This window comes from Ruegeria sp. CH8, assembly GCF_056536985.1.
Genome location: NZ_JBQFQR010000061.1, coordinates 1 through 4,286, shown reverse-complemented (window position 1 = coordinate 4,286; position 4,286 = coordinate 1). Strand labels below are relative to the sequence as shown.

The window sequence follows — 4,286 nt, the reverse complement described above, 5'->3', positions numbered from 1 at the left end:
TCAATTCACTGCGGCGTTTATGGGTGTTGTAATGATTGAGGGTGTGATTTGAGAGATAGTTCTGCCCCATTTTGTGACGGGGTTTTCAGCGATGAAGATGATGTCGTTTGATCTGAGTTCGAATTGGGCGGCGAGTGTGAGGTGTGCGGCGTTTGTTGTGTCGAGGTGCCATGCGGTGACGGCGCCGAACTCTCGTGGGTCCTGGGCGGCGCGCAGGACGTAGACTTCCGACGCGTCGCCGGTTTCCTTGGCGACCCCGCCGCCGGTGTCGTAAAGCGCATCGGCCAGGGTGGCGGCGTGGTTGAAGGGCAGGGCATAGCGGCCCTGGGTGCGGACCTCGCCAGAGAGATAGGCGTAATCGCGGTCGACGGCGTCCAGCTCGATGGATTGCACGAAGTTGTTGCGGCGTTCATCCAGATCGGCGCGGCGCAGGTTGACGGCGACATTCAGCTCCTGCAGCGCGGTCTGGCGACCTTCCAGCACGGTCTCGCGCAGGGCGATCTGCTGGGCAAAGTAGCGCTCGGCGCGGTCGAGGTCATAGTCGGTGTCGACAAAGACCGAGTCGTCGGCGATCAGGTTGAGGTTCTGCAGCGCGGTGCGGGAATAAAGGTCTTCCAGCGGGATCTGATAGACATTGCCATCGCGGTAGATGCGCACCGAGGAATTGTCGATATCGCTGACCGAGACGGAACCGGCGGCCGAGAGCGCCTCACCCAATGTCAGCTGGGTCAGGGTGATCGGCTGCACGCCGGGCTGGCCGACCGCGCCACCGACCGAGACGCGGCGGGAATTGAACTCGGCAATTTCCAGGCTGAAGGTGGGGTCGATCTGGTTTTCCACCAGACGCTGGAACAGCAGCGCCTCGGCCTCGTCCACGGTCAGGCCAACGAGGCGCACGCGGCCGACATCGGGGATGTTGATCGAGCCGTCATCCTGCACGGTATAGCCGTTGCGGCTGTTCTGCGCGGCCAAGAGGCCGGACAGCTCGCCGGCGGTGCCTTGGGTCGAGGGCGTGGACAGCACCAGCACGTCGCCGATGCCGATGGTATAGGGGCCGGGGTTGACCTGCGGCGGCGGATCCAGTTGCAGACCTGCGCGCGATCCGTCCTGGGTCGAGGGCGCCTCGGGCAGGGGGCCGGTGCCGCGCAGGCTGCTGGACGAGCCTGATCCCGCCGACAGTGCAAACACTGAGGGCAGGGTTTTGGGCGAATAGGGTGAACGGTTGGCGACCAGCACGGTCTCGGGCGTCACCGGCACGACGCGGACCTTGCCGGCATCCGACACGCCCGCAGTCACCGAGGGGCTGCGGTAGATGGTCGAGCATCCGGCGATCAGGCCGGTGACGGCCAGCGCGCTGAGGAAAAGGGAAGTGTGGCGCACGATGCATCCTCTGCTGTTCAAAATCTTACCTATCATCGGGCACAGCCTTTATGAACATGTTGCCCAGAAAATCGCCGGTCCATTGCGAGGACTGGACGATCTGGCCGGTGCTGTCCTGCACCCAGTAAATGTTGCTGAACTGCTGGGCCACCCCATAACAGTCTTCCTGCCGCTTTTGCGTGGCGACAGGGATGCCGCCCAGCACCACCGTCTCGGATCCCAGCGCGGAGATCCGGCATTTATAGGCGTGCAGCTCGATCTCGTCATCGCCGTTGAGAAAGCTGTGGAAGCGTTCGACCTGTCCTTCACCCCCATTCAGGATCAGCGCGGCGCTCTGGTGCAGATCCGAGCCGGACAAGCCACCGCCAAAGCCGATGGCCGAGGTCAGCAGCCCCTGTTCCAGCGTGATGGTGGCCCCATCCGCGGTCAGCCAGGTCTGCACGCCTTCGCGCTCGGTTTCCAGCAGCATGACGCCGGCCAGATCGCGGCTGGGGAAGCCGACCTCGAGCCGGGGCGGGATCGGGCGGCGCGCCGCCAACGCCTCGGCGCGGGGGTGGAAGCGCGGGGCGCTGGGAAACAGAGCGCCTTTCAGCAGCTCGACATCCTCCTGCACGTCGCCGCAGGAGATCAGCAGCAGGGCCATCAGGGCCAGCAGGGCAGGGCGGCGCAGGACCTTCATCGCCAGAACCTCCCCCAGCCGCGGGACAGGTCCTGGGCGCGGGCCTCGCGGGTCACTTCGTAAAGCCGGTTGCGCACATGCAGCCGCGCGCCGCCGTCGCGCAGGACGGGCCGGATGGTCTGGGCCAACTTGTTGCGCGACGGGCGGCCGGTCAGCCATGAGATGGGAATCTCCAGCCGGATGCCCTTGTCGAACGAGCCTTCGCCGAACTCCTCGGAGCTGACATTGGTCAGGGTAAAGAAGGCCCCCACCTTGAAGCCGTTGTTGAATTCTCGGTCCAGGGTGAATGTGGCGCCATAGTCGCCTGCCAGATAACGCCCGACATCGACCTGTGCGTGATACTCACCCGGCAGATCGTAATAGGCCGAGACATGGCCGGTGGCGACGTTGTAATCCTGAAAGCCGAACAGCACGTCAAAGTCGCGTTGGGCGACGTAGTTGGCCTCGACCCCCAGGGCCAGACGGCTGTCGGTGGGATACCACAGCAACTCGGTCGACAGCCCGCCAAACATAGTTTCCAGATAGCCCAGCGTGGTGCGGGCATAGAGGTCTGTGCCCGGCCGCCACATGTACTCGGCGGTCATATGCTCGACGCGCAGGTTGGATTCGCGGGCATAGATCGCCCAGTCCGAGCGCACATGCGGCAGGGTCGAATCCGAGATCCGGGTGCTGTCGTCCAGCGTGCTGAGGATCGGCTGACGCAGTTCGGTCGACAGGGTAAAGCCGGGCAAGAGCGTGTAGTCCAGCCCCAGCGCCGCCCCCAGTTCATAGCGCAGCGGCTCGTCGGGGTCGAAGAAGGAAAAGTTCAGATAAGGCCCGAACCGGTAGGAAAAATGCGGATAGGCATCGCTGAGGATACCGCCCTGCACCAGCGGGATCGTGTCCGAGATCTGAGCCCGGGCAAAGCTGCGCCAGGCATTGTCGGGGTCGTGCTCCAGCTCATAGAGATCGCCGCGGTTGATCCGCACCGCGCTCAGCGGCACCCCGTTCGACATCAGCGCGATGTCGAAATGTTCCGCCTGCGGCGGTTCTTCATTGGCCAGCACCCGGGCGGTGCGCCCCAGCGCCTGGGCAGCTTGGCCATAGCGATTGTTCTCGACCCCGACCCGGACGGTGTCGCCGGTCTCGGACAGGTAGACCAGCCGCAGCCCTTCCTGTGCCAGCGCGGTCTGCAACTGCGCCCGGATATCGCCGGGCGCGCGGTCCGCGGTGGCGGCGGCGACCTGGGATTCGGGCCGCAGGGGCGGCGGCGCAGCGCCTTGTCCGCCCGGTGTCACCGCTTTGCGCGGGTCGATGAAATAGCTGTAGGTCAGCCCCAGCGTGGTGCCATAGAGATAGGATGTGGTCAGTTGCGACCCGTTTTTGAACCGGTATTGCAGCCCGACATTGATTGGCGATTTGATCCTGAGACTGTCATTGGTGGCTTCCCGGGTATAAAGATCCGGCGAATACTCGGCCAGAAAGGTCAGCCGGTCATTATATTGCCAGCTGGCACCGCCAAACAGGGCCGCGTCGCCGCGAAACCAGTTGCCGAACTCCACTTCACCGCCCTGACCGTTCGAGTTCGAAGCGGGCCGGGTATCGAACCGGCTGCCGAATACGCCCAGCGGGTTCGAGAATGCGCCGCGCCCCGCCATGCGCCCCCAGCCGATGCCGCCGGTCAGCTTGAACCGATCCTGAAAGGTCTTGGTCGCCACGACATATTCCGCAGCATAGATGCCGGTGCCGCCGAAATCGCGCAGCCCCATCACGATGGCCGGCCCGTGCCTGCTTTCTTCGCGCAGCCGGAAGTGCAGGTCAAAGCTGCGGTCATAGCGCGTGGTATCGGGGCCATCCAGCTTGTCGATCACCGCATAGCGAAAACTGCCATGCACCCAGGGCAGCATCTGAAAGGTCATCGTCGCCCGCCCGGTATTGCGCAGCCCGGCACCGGTGAAGACCAGCGTGCCATCCTCGAACATCTCGGCGGTCGGGGTCTCGAGCAGGCCGGGGGTGCCATAGGTCGACACAGACTGCGCCTGCGCCATGCCTGTCGCAACCGCGCACACCAAGGCCACCAGACCTTTCCGCCTTGCCGATACCGCTCGAATCTTCACGTCAGATGACCACTTTATTCCGGCGCTTGATTAACGGCTTTTCCAAACAACGTCCCTCGCCAATTCGCCGCCAAATCCTTCAATCAACCCCTCTGACAAACCCAAAATCAATACACTCATAATAATCAGGG

General features: G+C 63.8%; 3 protein-coding genes. All 3 read right to left on the bottom strand.

The window, feature by feature from the left end; all coding sequences use genetic code 11:
* Genes ACR0ER_RS25425 through ACR0ER_RS25415 form a run of 3 tightly spaced genes read right to left on the bottom strand, consistent with a single transcriptional unit; the run spans nt 1 to nt 4,116 of the window.
* Nucleotides 1–1,416 (bottom strand): polysaccharide biosynthesis/export family protein, encoded by a 1,416-nt coding sequence (locus tag ACR0ER_RS25425; protein WP_170337378.1) that lies wholly within the window; start codon nt 1,414–1,416, stop codon nt 1–3.
* Complete coding sequence (locus ACR0ER_RS25420; RefSeq protein WP_480771252.1) at nt 1,406–2,059, bottom strand: YjbF family lipoprotein; 654 nt, start codon at nt 2,057–2,059, stop codon at nt 1,406–1,408. Before ACR0ER_RS25420 ends, ACR0ER_RS25425 begins: the two co-directional genes overlap by 11 nt.
* Entirely contained in the window at nt 2,056–4,116 is a 2,061-nt protein-coding gene (locus ACR0ER_RS25415; protein WP_480771251.1) for a YjbH domain-containing protein, read from the bottom strand. The genes ACR0ER_RS25420 and ACR0ER_RS25415 overlap by 4 nt, the downstream gene beginning before the upstream one ends.
* Nucleotides 4,117–4,286: the final 170 nt, after the last annotated feature.

Coding starts and splice junctions, on each gene's coding strand:
- ACR0ER_RS25425 (WP_170337378.1), bottom strand. CDS start 1,416: ATGATAGGTAAGATTTTGAACAGCAGAGGATGCATCGTGCGCCACACT.
- ACR0ER_RS25420 (WP_480771252.1), bottom strand. CDS start 2,059: ATGAAGGTCCTGCGCCGCCCTGCCCTGCTGGCCCTGATGGCCCTGCTG.